Source organism: Streptomyces sp. NPDC033180, from assembly GCF_055577645.1.
In genome coordinates this window covers 1-15,848 of record NZ_JBVIPU010000020.1, presented here as the reverse complement: position 1 = coordinate 15,848, position 15,848 = coordinate 1, and the positions used below count along the sequence as shown (strand labels likewise).

Genomic DNA, 15,848 nt, shown 5'->3' with positions numbered 1-15,848 from the left:
GCTGAAAAGTGGAGAACCTGATCGCGCTGCTCGTAGCGGCGCCTCTGCTCGGAGCGGCCGTACTGCTGTGCGGCGGGCGGCGGTTGGACCGCGTGGGCCACTGGCTCGGCACACTGCTCGCGGCCGCCTCCTTCGTCATCGGAGTCGTGCTCTTCTCCGACATGCTGGGCAAGGGCGCCGACGAGCGCACCCTGTCGCAGCACCTGTTCAGCTGGATCCCCGTGGAGGGTTTCCAGGCGGACGTCGCCTTCCAGCTCGACCAGCTGTCGATGACGTTCGTCATGCTGATCACCGGTGTGGGCACCCTGATCCACATCTACTCCATCGGGTACATGGAGCACGACGAGCGGCGCCGCCGCTTCTTCGGCTATCTGAACCTGTTCCTCGCGGCGATGCTCATCCTCGTCCTCGCCGACAACTACCTGCTCCTGTACGTCGGATGGGAGGGCGTCGGCCTCGCCTCGTACCTCCTGATCGGCTTCTGGCAGCACAAGCCCAGCGCGGCCACCGCCGCGAAGAAGGCCTTTCTGGTCAACAGGGTCGGCGACATGGGCCTCTCGATCGCCATCATGCTGATGTTCACCACCTTCGGGACGTTCGCCTTCGGTCCTGTCCTTCAGGCCACGGGTGAGACGTCCGAGGGCAAGCTGACGGCCATCGGCCTGATGCTGCTTCTCGCGGCGTGCGGCAAGTCGGCCCAGGTGCCGCTGCAGTCCTGGCTCGGCGACGCGATGGAGGGCCCGACCCCGGTCTCGGCCCTCATCCACGCGGCGACGATGGTGACCGCGGGTGTGTATCTGATCGTCCGCTCCGGAGCGATCTTCAACGGCGCCCCGGACGCGCAGCTCGTCGTCACCATCGTGGGCGCGGTCACGCTGCTCTTCGGTGCGATCGTCGGTTGCGCGAAGGACGACATCAAGAAGGCGCTCGCCGGATCGACGATGTCCCAGATCGGGTACATGATCCTGGCCGCGGGCCTCGGCCCCATCGGCTACGTCTTCGCGATCATGCACCTGGTGACGCACGGCTTCTTCAAGGCCGGGCTGTTCCTCGGGGCCGGTTCGGTCATGCACGGCATGAACGACGAGGTCGACATGAGGAAGTACGGCGGCCTCAGGAAGTACATGCCGGTCACCTTCGTGACGTTCGGGCTCGGCTATCTGGCGATCATCGGCTTCCCGGGCCTGTCCGGCTTCTTCTCCAAGGACAAGATCATCGAGGCGGCGTTCGCCAAGGGCGGCACGGAGGGCTGGATCCTCGGCTCGGTCGCGCTGCTCGGCGCCGCGATCACCGCGTTCTACATGACACGCGTAATGATCATGACGTTCTTCGGTGAGAAGCGCTGGCAGCCGGATGCGGAGGGCAACGAACCGCACCCGCACGAGTCGCCCAGGTCCATGACGATCCCCATGATCGTGCTGGCCTTCGGGTCGGTCTTCGCGGGTGGCTTCTTCAGCATCGGCGACCGCTTCATGCACTGGCTGGAGCCGGTCACCCACCACGACCACGGCGACTCTCCGCTGAGCGCCGCCACGGTCACGGGCGCCACCATGGTGGTCCTGCTCATCGGCGTGGCCCTCGCCTACTTCCAGTACGGCCGCAGGCCCGTCCCGGTCACCGCCCCGCGCGGTTCGCTGCTCACCCGGGCGGCCCGGCGCGACCTCCTCCAGGACGACTTCAACCACGTCGTCCTGGTACGCGGCGGAGAGCACCTCACCCGCTCCCTGGTCTACGTCGACCACACCCTGGTCGACGGAGTCGTCAACGGCTCGGCGGCCTCGGTCGGCGGGTTCTCCGGGCGGCTGCGCAAGATGCAGAACGGCTATGCCCGCTCCTACGCGGTCTCGATGTTCGGCGGCGTTGCGGTACTCATCGCCGCGACCCTGCTGATGAGGGCGGTCTGATACCGATGTCCTTTCCTCTGCTGACAGCGACGGCGGCCCTGCCCGCGGTCGGCGCGATCGCCACGGCAGCCGTTCCGGCCGCCCGGCGTACCGCCGCCAAGTGGCTCGCGCTGCTCGTGTCGCTCGCCACGCTCGCGCTCGCCGTGACCGTGCTCGTGCGCTTCGACCCCGACGGAGCCCGCTATCAACTGACCGAGTCCCGTTCGTGGATCGCGGAATTCGGGGTGCGGTACGAGCTCGGGGTGGACGGCATCGGTGTCGCCCTCATCGCGCTCACCGCGCTCCTGATGCCCTTCATCATCCTGGCGGGCTGGCACGACGCGGATCCCCTGGAAACCAAGTCGTCGCGATGGCGGCCGACCCAGGGCTTCTTCGCCCTGATCCTCGCCGTCGAGGCGATGGTGATCATCTCCTTCGCCGCCACCGACGTATTCCTCTTCTACATCTTCTTCGAAGCCATGCTCATCCCGATGTACTTCCTCATCGGCGGCTTCGGGGACCGTGCCCACGCGGGCACGGACGAGAACGCCTCGGCCCAACGCTCGTACGCGGCCGTGAAGTTCCTCCTCTACAACCTGGTCGGCGGCCTCATCATGCTGGCCGCCGTGATCGGGCTCTACGTGGTGGCGGGGAACTTCTCGCTCCAGGAGATCACCGAGGCGCGGGCCAACGGCACGCTGGAGATGGCCACAAGCACCGAGCGATGGCTCTTCCTCGGCTTCTTCTTCGCCTTCGCGGTGAAGGCACCACTGTGGCCGCTGCACACCTGGCTGCCGAACGCGATGGGCGAGTCCACGGCCCCGGTCGCGGTCCTGATCACGGCAGTGGTCGACAAGGTCGGCACGTTCGCGATGCTGCGCTTCTGCCTCGGACTCTTCCCCGAGGCGAGCAAGTGGGCGACACCGGTCGTCCTCGTGCTCGCGCTGATCAGCATCATCTACGGCGCGCTGCTCGCGGTCGGCCAGCGCGACATCAAGCGCCTGGTGGCGTACGCATCGATCTCGCACTTCGGGTTCATCATTCTCGGCATCTTCGCGATGACCTCGCAGGGCCAGTCCGGCGCGACGCTCTACATGGTCAACCACGGGATCTCGACCGCCGCTCTGATGCTGGTGGCCGGCTTCCTGATCTCGCGGCGCGGTTCGCGGCTCATCGCGGACTACGGAGGGGTGCAGAAGGTCGCACCGGTGCTCGCGGGCACCTTCCTGATCGGCGGTCTCGCGACACTCTCGCTGCCGGGTCTCGCCCCGTTCGTGAGTGAATTCCTCGTCCTGGTCGGCGCGTTCGCGCGCTATCCGGTGGTCGGGATCATCGCCACCATCGGCATCGTGCTCGCCGCGCTCTACACCCTCGTCCTCTACCAGCGGACGATGACGGGCCCGGTGAAGCCGGAAGTCTCGGCCATGCCGGACCTGCGGGTGCGTGAACTCCTGGTCGTCACACCGCTGATCGCGCTCCTGATCGGCCTCGGCGTCTACCCGAAGCCCCTCACCGACCTGGTGAACCCGGCGGTCAAGCACACCATGTCCGACGTACAGCAGAAGGACCCGAAGCCCGACGTGGAGGCGGCCAAGTGAGCGCATCAGCCGTCCACAGCCTGTGGACAATGGCGTCGGCCGCGGCGCCCCAGGACCAGATCGACAAGATCGACACTCCCACGATCGAGTACGCGCAGCTGTCACCGACGTTGATCGTCATCGGCGCGGCGGTCCTCGGGATCCTCATCGAGGCCTTCGTACCGCGCAAATCCCGTTACTACGCGCAGGTGTTCGTGGCGGTCGTCGCCCTCACCGCGGCCTTCGCCGCGGTCGTCGGGCTCGCGGCGACCGGGTACGGCACGACAAAGGCGCACATCGCGGCGATGGGTGCGATCGCGGTCGACGGACCCGCGCTCTTCCTGCAGGGCACGATCCTCTTGGCGGGCCTCGTCGCGATCTTCACCTTCGCGGAGCGGCGGCTCGACCCGGTGGCACATGGCAAGCGCGTGGACTCGTTCGCCGCGCAGGCCGGATCGACGCCCGGCAGCGAGGGCGAAAAGGCCGCCACCAAGGCCGGGTTCACCACCACCGAGGTGTTCCCGCTGGCGCTCTTCGCGATCGGCGGAATGCTCGTCTTCCCGTCGGCGAACGACCTCCTGACGCTCTTCATCGCCCTCGAGGTCTTCTCACTGCCGCTCTACCTTCTGTGCGCGCTCGCCCGCCGCAAGCGCCTGATGTCGCAGGAAGCCGCCGTCAAGTACTTCCTGCTCGGCTCGTTCTCCTCGGCGTTCCTGCTCTTCGGCATCGCCCTCCTTTACGGGTACGCGGGCTCGGTGTCGTACGGCACGATCGCCAAGGTCATCGACGGCAGCGTCCAGGAGGTCAACCCCGCGCTCGCCGACACCATGGGCAACGACGCGCTGCTCCTGATCGGCGCCGCGATGATCGTCATGGGCCTGCTCTTCAAGGTCGGCGCCGTGCCGTTCCACATGTGGACCCCGGACGTGTACGAGGGTGCGCCCACCCCGGTCACCGGCTTCATGGCCGCGGCGACGAAGGTGGCCGCCTTCGGCGCGCTGCTCCGGCTCCTCTACGTGGTCCTGCCGGGCCTTCGCTGGGACTGGCGTCCCGTGATGTGGGGCGTCGTGATCCTCACGATGCTGGCCGGCGCGATCGTCGCGATCACGCAGACCGACATCAAGCGGCTGCTCGCGTACTCCTCGATCGCCCACGCGGGCTTCATCCTCGCCGGTGTCATCGCCATGACGCCGGACGGCATCTCGTCGGTCCTCTTCTACCTGGGGGCCTACTCCTTCGTGACGATCGGTGCGTTCGCCGTGGTCACGCTGGTGCGGGACGCGGGCGGTGAGGCCACGCACCTGTCGAAGTGGGCGGGGCTCGGCCGGCGCTCGCCGCTGGTCGCCGCCGTGTTCGCGGTGTTCCTGCTCGCCTTCGCCGGGATTCCGCTGACCTCCGGGTTCTCCGGAAAGTTCGCGGTGTTCAAGGCGGCGGCGGAGGGCGGCGCCGGTGCGCTGGTCGTGGTCGGTGTGATCTCGTCCGCGATCGCCGCGTTCTTCTACATCCGCGTGATCGTGCTCATGTTCTTCAGCGAGCCGAAGGCGGACGGGCCGACCGTCGCCGTGCCCTCGCCGCTGACGATGACGGCGATCGGCGTGGGCGTCGCGGTGACGCTGGTCCTGGGCGTTGCCCCGCAGTACTTCCTGGATCTGGCGAACCAGGCGGGGGTCTTCGTCCGGTAGCCGTTTCGCAGGCTGTTCCGCATATCTGTTCCACTCGCCGTCGCCCGGCACCCCGTCCGACAGGGGTGCCGGGCGGCGGCCTGTGGATAACTTCCAGGTGTGTCGGTGCGGAGCCCTATCGTGGAGTCTGTGGTCGAAGCGCGACGCACGGGGGCAGGGCGATGGATGGGATCGATGGCATGAGCGAGGTGACCGTACCGAGCGCGGTGACGGAGAGCAGCGTGGTGGCGGAGAGCGGCGCGGTGGCGGAGAGTGACGCGCTGCGGACGCTGCACCGCGTCTTCGGGTATGACGCGTTCCGCGGTGAGCAGGAAGCGATCATCGACCACGTGGTCGCGGGCGGGGACTCCGTCGTGCTGATGCCCACCGGTGGCGGCAAGTCGCTCTGCTATCAGATCCCGGCGTTGGTGCGCTCCGGCACCGGTGTGGTGATCTCCCCGCTCATCGCGCTCATGCAGGACCAGGTGGACGCGCTGCGTGCGCTCGGCGTGCGGGCCGGGTTCATCAACTCCACGCAGGACTTCGACGAGCGGCGCGTGATGGAGGCCGAGTTCCTCGCGGGGGAGCTCGACGTGCTGTATCTCGCGCCGGAGCGGCTGCGTCTGGAGGGGACGCTCGATCTGCTCTCCCGCGCCAAGATCTCCGTCTTCGCGATCGACGAGGCGCACTGTGTGGCGCAGTGGGGCCACGACTTCCGCCCGGACTATCTGGCGCTCTCCCTCCTCGGCGAGCGCTGGCCCGACGTGCCGCGGATCGCCCTGACGGCGACGGCGACGCACGCCACGCATCGGGAGATCACCGAGCGTCTCGGCATGCCGGACGCCAAGCACTTCGTGGCGAGCTTCGACCGGCCCAACATCCAGTACCGCATCGTGCCGAAGGCCGAGCCGAAGAAGCAGCTCCTGTCCTTCCTCAAGGAGGAGCACGCGGGCGACGCGGGAATCGTCTACTGCCTCTCGCGCAACTCGGTCGAGAAGACCGCCGAGTTCCTGTGCAAGAACGGCATCGAGGCCGTGCCGTACCACGCGGGTCTGGACGGCAGGACGCGCGCCGCCCACCAGTCCCGCTTCCTCCGGGAGGAGGGCCTGGTCGTCTGCGCCACGATCGCCTTCGGGATGGGCATCGACAAGCCGGACGTCCGGTTCGTCGCCCACCTCGACCTGCCGAAGTCGGTCGAGGGGTACTACCAGGAGACGGGCCGTGCGGGACGTGACGGCCTGCCCTCCACGGCCTGGATGGCGTACGGCCTGCAGGACGTCGTCCAGCAGCGGAAGATGATCCAGGGCAGCGAGGGGGACGAGGCGTTCCGCCGCCGGGCGGCCTCGCACCTGGACTCGATGCTGGCCCTGTGCGAGACGGCCCAGTGCCGCAGGGCCCAGCTCCTGACGTACTTCGGCCAGGAAGCGGCCGGTCAGTCCTGCGGCAACTGCGACACGTGCCTGACACCCCCGGAGACCTGGGACGGCACGGTCCCGGCCCAGAAGGTCCTCTCCACGATCGTGCGGCTCCAGCGCGAGCGCGGGCAGAAGTTCGGCGCGGGGCAGATCATCGACATCCTGCTCGGCAAGAAGACCGCCAAGATCATCCAGTTCGACCACGACCAGCTCTCGGTCTTCGGCATCGGCGAGGAGCTCGCGGAGGCCGAATGGCGGGGCGTGGTGCGGCAGTTGCTCGCCCAGGGGCTGCTCGCGGTCGAGGGGGAGTACGGCACGTTGGTCCTGACCGAGGAGAGCGGTTCCGTCCTCGGCAGGGAGCGGGAGGTGCGGTTGCGCAAGGAGCCGAAGCGGCCCGCCGCGGCGAAGGCCGCGAAGGGGGAACGGAAGGCGAAGGCAGCGGCGGCCGTCGCCGAGCTGCCCCAGGAAGCGGTGCCGGTGTTCGAGGCGCTGCGGGCGTGGCGCGGTGCGCAGGCCAAGGAGCTGGGCCTCCCGGCGTACGTGATCTTCCACGACGCCACGCTGCGGGAGATCGCCACGCTGCGGCCGTCGTCCCTGTCGGAGCTGGGCGGCGTCAGCGGCCTGGGCGAGAAGAAACTGGCGACGTATGGGGAGGGCGTGCTGGGGGTCTTGTCAGAGCTCGGGGGAGCGGCCGCTCCGGCTCCGCAGACAGCCGAGCCGCCGGAGGAGGAGTGGCCGGAGCCGCCGGAGGATTTCTGAGCAGCCGAGCCTGGAGCGCCCCTTAGGGGCGCGGGGCTGTGACATTTGCGGCTCCGCCGCGTGGGCCACGACGGTGCGGCAGTCGAGGTGGTAGCGCCCCCGGATGGGGCGCGGGGAACTGCGCGACCAGCCACGACGGCGCAGCAGTCGTACACGGCGCCGGGGGCGGGGGGCCGGGGGCCGGGCGGGCCGGGGGTGACACCCCCGGCCCGCAGCATCAACGGCCCGAGGCGACCACGCCAGAAACTGCTCCGAGACCCACCCGGGTCCCGTCCGGCCCGGGGGCCCACGCCGTCAGTGTGACCTCGTCACCGTCCTCAAGGAACGTCCGCTTCCCGTCCGGAAGGACAAGAGGGTCGCGGCCGTTCCAGGTGATCTCGATCAAGGAGCCGTACTGCCCCTCGGAGGGTCCGCTCACGGTGCCCGAGCCGTACAGGTCGCCCGTGCGCAGGGACGCGCCGTTCGCCGTCATGTGGGCCAGCTGCTGAGCGGCCGTCCAGTAGACGGTGGAGAAGGGCGGCTCGGAGATGACGTGGCCGTTCAGGGTCACGGTGATGCGCAGGTCGTAGCCGCCGGGCTCGTCTGCGACGGACTCCGCCGAGTCGTCCAGGTAGGGGAGGAGTTCGTGCGTGCGCTCCGGAGGGGCGACCCGCGCCGCGTCCAGGGCCTCGAGGGGGGTGATCCACGCCGAGACAGAGGTGCAGAAGGACTTGCCGAGGAACGGCCCGAGCGGGACGTACTCCCAGGCCTGGATGTCGCGCGCCGACCAGTCGTTGAGGAGGGTCAGCCCGAAGACGTGCTCCCGGAAGTCCGCGAGCGGCACCGGAGTGCCCAGCTCCGACGGCGTACCCACGACGAAGCCGACCTCGGCCTCGATGTCGAGGCGGACGGAGGGCCCGAAGACCGGGGCCGTCTCCGATGGAGCCTTGCGCTGCCCGCAGGGGCGTACCACCTCGGTCCCGGAGACCACGACGGTGCCTGACCGGCCGTGGTAACCAATGGGGAGGTGCTTCCAGTTGGGGGTCAGCGGGGACGGTGCGTCCGGGCGGAAGATCTGCCCCAGGTGGGTCGCGTGGTGCTCCGAGGCATAGAAGTCCACATAGTCCGCGACCTCGAAGGGGAGGTGCAGCGTGACCTCGGACAGCGGGTACAGCAGGGGGCGCACGACCTCGCGGTGCGCCGGGATCGTCACCCACGCGGTGAGCGCGCGCCGCACGTCGGACCACGCCGTGCGGCCCGCGGCGAGCAGCGGGTTGAGCGTGGGCCTGGCGAGCAGCGAGACATAGGGCGAGCCGAGCGCGGCGGCCGCGGCGCCCGCGTCGAGGACATGATCACCGAGTCGTACGCCGACCCGGCGCTCCGCGGCCCCGGCCGCGCCCGCAGGGCCCTCAGCGCCCTTGGCCAGGGAGAACACGCCGTACGGGAGATTGTGCGGCCCGAAGGGATCGCCCTCCGCGAGAGCGAAGGGGTCGCCTACGGAGCGGACGGAAGGGTCGCTCCCGGCCGGATCGAGCGGGGTGTGCTCGGACATGCGTACCTGCCTCGCTTTCCATATGGGTGTGCCACACGTTACGTGGGAACCTCCAGTTGGGGCAGTGTCTAAAGAGTTCGCAATGTCCGGATAAACCTTGCTGGAGTGGTCAGTTCCGGCTTAGCGTCCTTTGGGGGACGCGGACGCGTATGGGGTGGGTCCGGGTCAGTAGGGACACGTGGGGGGCCCGTGGCCATGAGGAACGACAGCCTGCCCTTCGCGATCGACCGTGAGGTGCCCGGCCTGATCGTGAAGTTCGGCAGCTATCCGCTGCATCACGGCGGTGTGGGCGCGATCCGCAGCCTCGGGCGGCTCGGCGTGCCCATGTACGCGATCACGGAGGACCGTTACACACCGGCCGCGGCCTCCCGCCATCTCACCGGCGCCTTTCCCTGGCCGACCACCGGGGCGGAGGAGCCGGAGCGGCTCGTCGAAGGGATGCTGCGCGTCGGGCGCCGCATCGGCAGGCCCACGGTCCTCATCCCGACCGACGAGGAAGCGGCCGTCCTCATCGCCGAGCACCAGGAGCCGCTGAGCGGCGCCGGATTCCTCTTCCCGCGCGTGGAGCCGGAGTTGCCCCGCCGCCTCGCCAGCAAGCAGGGCCTGCACGAGCTGTGCGCGGAGCACGGCATCGCCTCGCCTGCCGCGTCGTTCCCCGAAAGCTACGGGGACATCAAGGAATTCGCCGCGACCGCGGTCTTCCCGGTGGTCGCCAAGAACCGCGAGGCGTTCACGCGCCGCTCCCGCCCCGCGGTGAACGGGACGACGCGCATAGAGACCCCGGAGGGCCTGCTCTGGCTCGCCCGTGACTGGGGCGAGCGGCCCGGGGTGATACTCCAGGAGTATCTGCCGCGTGAGCAGGCAGAGGACTGGATCGTGCACGCGTACTTCGACGCGAACTCGGCACCGTGTGCGATGTTCACGGGCGTCAAGGTGCGCTCCTGGCCGCCGCACGCGGGGATGACGGCGCATGCGTACGTCGTCGACAATCCGGAACTCGCGGACCTCGCCGCACGTTTCATCAAGCAGATCGGCTTCACCGGCGTCATCGACCTCGACCTGCGCTTCGACCGCCGCGACGGTCAGTACAAACTGCTCGACTTCAACCCCCGCATGGGCGCGCAGTTCCGGCTCTTCGAGAGCGAGTTCGGGATCGACGTCGTCCGCGCGATGCACCTGCACCTGACAGGGCGCCCGGTTCCGGAGGGGGAACAGCGCGCCGGCCGGCGGTATGTCGTGGAGAACATCGACCTGCCCGCCCTCCTCGCCTACCGCCGCAGTGGCTATACGACGCCGCACGCGCCCCCGCGCGCGAGCGGTACGGAACTGGCGTGGCTCGCGGCGGACGACATGAAGCCGTTCTTCACGATGCTCGCGCGTTTCGTCAGGCCGGGAGCGAAGCATCTGTACCAACTGTGGCGGACGAACCGCCGTGGCAGCAGCACGAGTTAGCCATGGCGCACGGGCGACCGTTCGGACGGCCCGGCCGCCACCCACGAAGTAGGCACACGCGGTAAGTGACGTGACGTCCTGGGGAGGGACTTCGTGATCCATCCAGTAGCAGTCATCGGGGCCGGGCCGTTCGGCCTGTCCACCGCGGCCCATCTGCGGGCCAGAGGCATTCCGGTGCGGGTCTTCGGCGACCCGATGGTGAGCTGGCGGGCGAACATGCCCGCGGGCATGCTCCTGAAGTCGACCCCCGTGGCCTCGAACATCGACGCGCCGCAGCGCGGCCACAACCTCGTCGACTACTGCGACGCTGCCGGTATACGGCGTCTGATCACCGACGAGGACATCATCCCGATCGAGACCTTCGTGTCCTACGGCCGGTGGTTCCAGGAGAAGCTCGTGCCGGACCTGGAGCAGGTGCGGGTGGTGTCGGTAGACCGCAAGGGCACGGTGGGCTTCGACTTGAAGCTGGACTCCGGCGAGCAGTTCACCGCCCGTGCGGTGGTGGTCGCGACGGGCCTCTCGGGCCTCGCGCAGCTGCCGCCCGCGCTCGCCGCGGCGGCACCGGACGGGCCGGCCCCCACAGGGCCCGTCTCGCACAGCTCGCAGCACAGCGACCTGTCGCGGTTCGCGGGGCGCGAGCTCATCGTGGTCGGCGCGGGACAGTCTGCCCTGGAGACGGCCGCGCTCGCCGCCGAAGCGGGCGCGAGCGTACGGGTGGTGGCGCGCGGCAAGGGATCGGTGGCCTTCGGTGAGCCGCCGTGGAAGCAGCCGAAGCTGCGCCCCGAGTCACCGTTCGGCCGCGCCTGGTCCCTCCACGCGATCAGCTACTACCCCCACCCTTACCGCTATCTGCCCCCGCAGGCCCGCCACTTCCTGGTCCGCCGCGTCCTCGGCCCGCTGGGCGCGTGGTGGCTGCGCGACCGCTTCGAGGGCAAGGTCGAGACGCGCGAGGTCCGCCGCGTCATGTCGGCGGACATCCGGGACGGCAGCCCCGTCCTGCGCCTGGAGACCCTGGGTGGCCGCATCAGGGAGCTCTCCGCCGATCACGTCATAGCGGCGACGGGATACCGCGTGGACATCGCAGCGATGGACTTCCTCGGCCCCGCCCTCCGCGCCCGCCTGGCGACGAGCCGAGGCACACCGAAGCTGGCCGCGGGCTATGTCTCATCGGTCCCGGGCCTGTACTTCACGGGCCTTCCGGCGGCGGCGTCGTACGGCCCGGTGATGCGGTTCGTATGCGGCACGGAGTTCGCTTCGCCGCGGTTGGCGGGGCACTTGGGGCGGGCGCACGGGTGAGGGCGAGCTGCGCCGCTGGCTGGTGGCCGGTGCTTCAGACGCGCCTACGTGATATGTCCGGACACTCACTCATCGAGCTTCAGGGCCGCCGGCAGCCTCAGGCCACGTGAACGAGTACCCGGTCGACCGATCGAACTCGACGGGGACGTGCGGGGCCTCGACGCCGAATTCCTCGCGCACCCACTCGATGATCGCCGCCGCGGCGGCTTCCGGCTGGTAGTCGGTGGGGAGGTAGTCGAGTTCCTGCACATGAATGCCGATCACACCTTCGGGACGTGCGGCGCTCATGGCATCGGCCATGATGCGGAGTCCCCGTACGAGGTACTCCGTGTCCTCCTGAGTCGCGTACTTGTCGAGGACGCGGAGGTAGATCCTGTCCGTCACCCGCACCGCCTCGGGGTACTGGACCGCACCGCTCTCGGTGACGTAGGTCGCCGTGAGCCGGACCAGAAGTCCCCAAGGCCCCATGAATTTGCGGTATGTGACAGTTCTGGAAGGCACCTGGTTCACCATCAATCGAAGTTCAGGAGATGCATCACGTCCTTGCTGAAGAAGTGTTCACTTCCCAGGTTCGTCGGACGCGTAATGTATTGGAATCCATGATCTGTTACGCCTGTGTCCGACATGAGGCTGTACCGATCAATGAAAGTCTGGGCTTGATCGTCGGTCATCTTCGAAATGTCAGTCTTGCGCAACTTGGCGAAATCGGCCTCGGGGATGGTGAACCGCACGATCTCAAGCTCATCAGTCCTTCTTGACTTGATTCCGAAGTAGCGCTCGGCATCACTGCGGGATGCCCAAGAGTACACGCCTTCCCCGAAGTGGGCCCGGTGCATTTCGCCTGGCCACGGCTCTCCTCCTCCCCTAAGTCGCGCCGCGTCCGTCGGTGACTGAACCGTGAAGAACTCGCGGCATGGAGCCAGACCGAGCGGGTCGGACACCGTAAGCGGATTGTCCACGTATGTTGCGGGGTTGGGGGCTGGAGAGAGGCCGAGGGGGTCGGGGGAGAGGTAGCGGGCGGATTCGGGGTCGTAATGGCGAAAGTGGTTGTAGTGCAGCCCGGTTTCCGGGTCGAAATACTGGCCGGGAAATCTTAGCGGCGTGTACGTGGTCGCATCGGTGTTCCACGTGGTGGCCCCCCAGGTGGTCCTGCGTGTTCGCCAGGCGATGTCGCCGGACTCGTCGATGAGTTCCGTCGGAGATCCCACCAGATCGCTGACGATCGTGAAGAACCGCTGGTCGAATGCTTCTTGTGGAAGGTTCCGGGTGCTGATGCGTTCGGTCTGCGCGACGGGGTGGAGCCCTTCGTGATCCCAGGTGACAGTCAGTTGGTCCGCCCGATCGGCTGATCGTGTCGTCTGCTCACAAAGGGTCGTCCCCTCCCACGAGAACTCGACTTCCGCGAGGATCGTCTCGCCGTCCGGTGACATGTGCTGCTTGGCCATACGCCGACCCATGGGGTCGTACTGGTACCTCCACCGTTCGCCGGTGGGCGTGATCACCGACGTGAGACGGTCCTCCGCGTCCCATGAATAGCGCCAGGTGTCAGGGCCCCGCGAGATGCGCGTCTTCTGCCGCAGCGTCACGCGACCAGCCCGGTCGTACTCGTATCGCAGCCGACCTGCACGGACGATCTGGTTGCGGTGATAGGTGCGTTGACCGACGGCTTCCTGGCCGGGGTGACGCTCGGGCCACTCCGCCGAGACCTGATTGCCCGCGCCGTCATAGGCGTACCGCTCGGTCCACGTCGCCGCGTCCACCGCGACCACCCGTCCCGATTCGTCGAGGTCGAACCGGCGGGTGCCATTCAACTGGTCCTCGACAGACACCACATGGCCGTCGTCGCGATAGCCGTAAGTGCGCTTCTGGAGGAGGCTGCGGCCGTTACCGGCGCTCACCGTTTGAACCGTCAGGCGACCCAGTGGGTCGAAGGTGTTACCGAGCGAGATGTTCTTGTCGACGAGCCGGTTCGTCTCGCGGCCCATGGCGTCGCGAAGGATGTCTATGGTGTGTCCCGCAGTGGCCAGCTGGACCCGGTTCCCCGCAGTGTCGTACGACCACACACTCGTCGCGCCCGTGGGCGTGGTCCGGCTCGTGCGGCGCCCGCGCAGGTCGTAGCCGTAGGTCATCGTCCGGCCGTTGACGGTCTCGGCAGTGAGCGCACCGGTGCGGTCGCGACGGAGGCTCACGACTGCCTCTGGGCCGGCCGCCGTGGCGAGGTTGCCGAGGGCGTCGTACTCGAACGTGGTGACCTGCCCCGCGGCATCCTTGCGGGTCATCTGACCGAGAGCGTTCCGCTCATAACAGATGGACTGACCCAGTGGATTCGTCCGTGAGGACAGCCGCCCCGCCGAGTCGTACGTGTACCGCAGTTCCCGGCCGTCGAAGTCGGTCTCGGAGAGTAGACGTCCTGCGGCGTCGTATGTGTAACTCCAGGTCAGCCCAAGCGGGTTGACCACCTCTGACAGTCGCAGGGAAGAGTCGTACCCGAACGTGTAGTGAGAACCATCCGGATCGGTGCGGGCTGTCATGACGTCGAAGTGGGAGTACTCGTAGAGAGTGCTCGCCGCTGCGGCGTTGTCATGGCGGACACAGTTTCCTTCGCCGTCGTAGAGCCACGACTCGGAAGTGCCGTCTGGCGCGGTGCGGCGGGCGAGCTGCCCTTCGATGGTCCAGGCGAGTTCTGTCACGCCGCCGAGAGCGTCGATGCTCTCAACAGGGCGCCCGAAGGAGTCGTAGGTCTGGGTCGTGTGATGGCCCAGCGGGTCCGTCACTTCGATCGGCAGGCCCGCGGTGTTGCACCGGATGCGGGTCTCCGTGCCGTGGGCATCCACGATGCTTGTCGGCCTGCCATGTGCGTCGTACGAGAAGCGCGTGGAACCCGAGGGGGCGATGACCTCGACGCAGTTCCCCCGAGCGTCGTAACGGCGTGCCCAGTCGCTGGCGTCGGGCAGGGTGATTTTGGTGGGATGCCCGAGCTCGTTGTACGTGAACCGAGTGATCGAGCCGTCCGGACCGACCACCTCCAGGGGGCGGCCCGCTTGATCATTCACGAAGCTGTTCGTACTGCCCATGCCATCGGTCCGGGACTTCACATGGCCGAGGTCGTCGTAGGTGCTGTGCACCGCATTGCCGAGCGGGTCGATCTCGGCGACGACGAGACAGTTGTCGTCGACCACGAAGCGGGATGTGTGGCCTTCGTCAGAGGTGACCGTGGTCGTGCGGAAATCGGGCCATGCGGGGTCGGTCACGTCGTAGGTGAACGTGTTGGCCAAGTGTCCGGCTGCGCCTCGCTGGGCGACGCACCGGTCCTGCTCGTCATAGGCGTAGTCGTATCGGCTGTCGTTGGTGTCCACCCACGAGGTGATGCGCAGCCGTTCGTCATATCCGAACTCCAGCGGACGCCCGGAGGAGTTGGTGACGTGAGTGAGGTTGCCGGCTGTGTATCCGTACCGCTTGATCGTGACGTCGTCGCCGTGTTCGTCCGCCCCCGCCAGGTCGAGAGCCGTGACGCGCTCGTCCTCGACGGTCAGCTTGAGGTGGTAGCCACCGCTGTGACGCATCGCCAGAGGTGTGCCTTCGGCGTCATGCTCGACGTCGATGGTGTTGTCATTGCGGTCGGATATGCGGGCCAGGAGCGCCACGTCGTCCGTGGGCGGTGTGAAGTACCTGCGGAGGCTGGTGACCGAATCGGTGATGCGGTATCCGCCGCCGGCCAGACGTTCCAGTGGCCAGCGCGGCCCCGACTCCGGCAGGACAGCAGCATCTGACCCCTCCGGGTGGGGGTAGGCGAGGAGCATGCCGTCCTCGGTGACGAACACGATCCCGTACTCGTCGATTTCGAGCCGCTGATCGATGGTGGATGTCCAGCTCGGCCCGAACCAGCCGCCGGTCCGGTAGCCCGAGGTGACACGGCGGGTGAAGACCAGGGGCAGCGTGCCGGGCAGAGTGACGTCGACCGCGTCCAGGAACATCTGCCCGGTGGCTACGTCCACAGGGTCGCCGCATCCCTTGATCTTGCTCTTGAGACGGTTGAACGCGCCCTTCGCGCCGCTCGTGAGGGCGCTCCGGGCTGATTTGAGGCCCTTGAGTCCGGCCTTGAGGCCTTTCATGCCCTTGGCGAGGCCGCGGAGGCTGGTCAGGCCCTTCATGCCGGGGATGCAGTCCAGGGCGGCGAACGCGACGTCGAGTAGGCCTGCTTCTCCGTTGGCGTATTTGTGGAGGGTGTCGGCGAGGACGACGAGGGCGGCGATGAGGACGATGGCGCCGAGGAT

At 68.0% G+C, this 15,848-nt stretch carries 9 protein-coding genes; 6 read left to right on the top strand and 3 right to left on the bottom strand.

Annotated elements, in window-relative coordinates:
- The first annotated feature begins 8 nt into the window (after positions 1–8).
- From nuoL to recQ, 4 genes are all read left to right on the top strand, one after another.
- Positions 9–1,904 carry an NADH-quinone oxidoreductase subunit L gene (nuoL, locus tag ACZ5WE_RS35240; RefSeq protein ID WP_467695282.1) on the top strand — a complete coding sequence of 632 codons (1,896 nt, stop codon included), beginning with the start codon at positions 9–11 and terminating at the stop codon, positions 1,902–1,904.
- A gap of 5 nt (positions 1,905–1,909) precedes the next feature.
- The gene (locus ACZ5WE_RS35235) at positions 1,910–3,481 is read left to right on the top strand and encodes an NADH-quinone oxidoreductase subunit M (protein WP_467695280.1); all 1,572 of its coding nucleotides are present in this window, start codon (positions 1,910–1,912) and stop codon (positions 3,479–3,481) included.
- Complete coding sequence (gene nuoN, locus ACZ5WE_RS35230; RefSeq protein WP_467695278.1) at positions 3,478–5,142, top strand: NADH-quinone oxidoreductase subunit NuoN; 1,665 nt, start codon at positions 3,478–3,480, stop codon at positions 5,140–5,142. The genes ACZ5WE_RS35235 and nuoN overlap by 4 nt, the downstream gene beginning before the upstream one ends.
- 179 nt (positions 5,143–5,321) lie before the next feature.
- Entirely contained in the window at positions 5,322–7,295 is a 1,974-nt protein-coding gene (gene recQ, locus ACZ5WE_RS35225; protein WP_467695276.1) for a DNA helicase RecQ, read from the top strand.
- Between the two features lie 217 nt (positions 7,296–7,512).
- Here the strand turns inward: recQ and fahA are convergent, their stop codons facing one another.
- On the bottom strand, positions 7,513–8,826 hold the full coding sequence (fahA, locus tag ACZ5WE_RS35220; RefSeq protein WP_467695275.1) for a fumarylacetoacetase: 1,314 nt from the start codon (positions 8,824–8,826) through the stop codon (positions 7,513–7,515).
- Positions 8,827–9,021: 195 nt separating this feature from the next.
- Between fahA and ACZ5WE_RS35215 the strand changes: the two genes are divergently transcribed.
- Together ACZ5WE_RS35215 and ACZ5WE_RS35210 are read left to right on the top strand one after the other, a co-directional pair.
- On the top strand, positions 9,022–10,278 hold the full coding sequence (locus tag ACZ5WE_RS35215; protein ID WP_467695273.1) for a carboxylate--amine ligase: 1,257 nt from the start codon (positions 9,022–9,024) through the stop codon (positions 10,276–10,278).
- Positions 10,279–10,371: 93 nt separating this feature from the next.
- Positions 10,372–11,574 (top strand): FAD-dependent oxidoreductase, encoded by a 1,203-nt coding sequence (locus tag ACZ5WE_RS35210; protein ID WP_467695271.1) that lies wholly within the window; start codon positions 10,372–10,374, stop codon positions 11,572–11,574.
- A 69-nt stretch (positions 11,575–11,643) separates the two neighbouring features.
- Here the strand turns inward: ACZ5WE_RS35210 and ACZ5WE_RS35205 are convergent, their stop codons facing one another.
- On the bottom strand, positions 11,644–12,042 hold the full coding sequence (locus tag ACZ5WE_RS35205; RefSeq protein WP_467695269.1) for a hypothetical protein: 399 nt from the start codon (positions 12,040–12,042) through the stop codon (positions 11,644–11,646).
- 44 nt (positions 12,043–12,086) lie between these two features.
- On the bottom strand, positions 12,087–15,848 hold a 3,762-nt coding region (locus ACZ5WE_RS35200; RefSeq protein ID WP_467695267.1), incomplete at its 5' end, for a DUF6531 domain-containing protein.